The 1,452-nt window shown below is 29.5% G+C and carries 1 protein-coding gene; it reads left to right on the forward strand.

The genetic code is table 11. The features are described 5' to 3' along the window. Positions 1–90: 90 nt before the first annotated feature. The gene (locus AAT22_RS11365) at positions 91–1,413 is read left to right on the forward strand and encodes an IS3 family transposase (RefSeq protein WP_047001319.1); all 1,323 of its coding nucleotides are present in this window, start codon (positions 91–93) and stop codon (positions 1,411–1,413) included. Positions 1,414–1,452 lie beyond the last annotated feature (39 nt).

The raw sequence follows: 1,452 nt of genomic DNA on the forward strand, positions 1-1,452 counted from the left end.
TAAAATGGACCCTATATAGTAGACACTTATAAAAAGAGTCTATCTATATAAGGTCTTTTTTTGTACAATAAAATAATGAGGTGTTTAGTAGTGAGTAAAAAAACTTTTTCAAAACAAGATATAGAAGTTCTATCAAATAATAAATATGTTCGAAATGTAAGTGAAAAATCTATTACATATACAAATGAATTTAAAATTCATTTTATTGCGGAATATAACAATGGAAAATCATCAAGAATTATTTTTGAAGAAGCTGGCTTTGATACTAATCTAATTGGAACAAAGCGTATTGAGTGTTCTTCTAGCAGATGGAGAAATGCTTATAAGAAAAATGGAGTTATAGGTTTAGATGATACAAGAAGGAAAAATAGTGGGCGTCCGCGTCAGCGTGAACTTAGCAAAGATGAATTAATAGCAAAACAAACTGCTGAAATTGAATATTTAAAGGCGGAGGTTGAGCTTTTAAAAAAATTAGAGCTGCACGAAAGGCAGGTGAGAAAAGGTAAATTAGTTGCAGCAAAAGCATTTAGTTTAATTAAAGGAATAACTAAAAATTCTAAATTTAATTCTATAGTTAGCCATTTATGTCAAGTTGCAGGCGTTTCACGTTCCGGTTATTATAGATTTTTAAAGAGTAAGTCAGTAAAAATAAAACGTAATAATGATGATTTATTAGTTAGAGATAATATACTAAAAGCATTTAATTATAGAGGATACAAAAAGGGATCTCGTTCAATAAAAATGCTTTTAGAAAATGATTTTGGAATTATCTATAATAGAAAGCGTATTCAAAGGATTATGAGAAAGTATGATATTGTGTGTCCAATAAGAAAAGCTAATCCCTATAGAAGAATGGCTAAAGCAACTAAAGAACATAGAATAGTTCCAAATCTTCTTGATAGAAAATTCAAACAAGGAGTAGCTGGCAAAGTACTTCTTACTGATATTACGTATTTGCCATATGGTAATAACCAGATGGCTTATTTGTCGACCATCAAAGATGCTTCAACTAATGAGATATTAGCTCATAACTTATCAAGTAGTTTATCATTAGATATTGCTATAAATACTATAAAAAAATTAAAATCTAATATTAAATTCAAACTAGCTAAAGATGCATTTATTCATTCTGATCAAGGATTTCATTATACAAGCCCTAAATTCCAGAAATTATTAAAATTAAACAATCTAGGACAATCAATGTCCAGACGCGGTAATTGTTGGGATAACGCCCCGCAGGAGTCTTTTTTTGGGCATATGAAGGATGAAGTTGATTATAAAGGTTGCACAAACTTTGAAGAACTAAAATTCGTAATTGATGATTACATTGACTATTACAATAATTATCGTTACCAATGGAACTTAAAAAAGCTGACTCCTGTAAAATACAGAAATCAGCTTTTAGCAGCTTAACCTCTTTTTTTAAAATGTCCTTGACATGGGGTCCATTTT

The organism is Clostridium sp. C8 (assembly GCF_001010885.1).
GTDB lineage: Bacteria > Bacillota > Clostridia > Clostridiales > Clostridiaceae > Clostridium > Clostridium sartagoforme.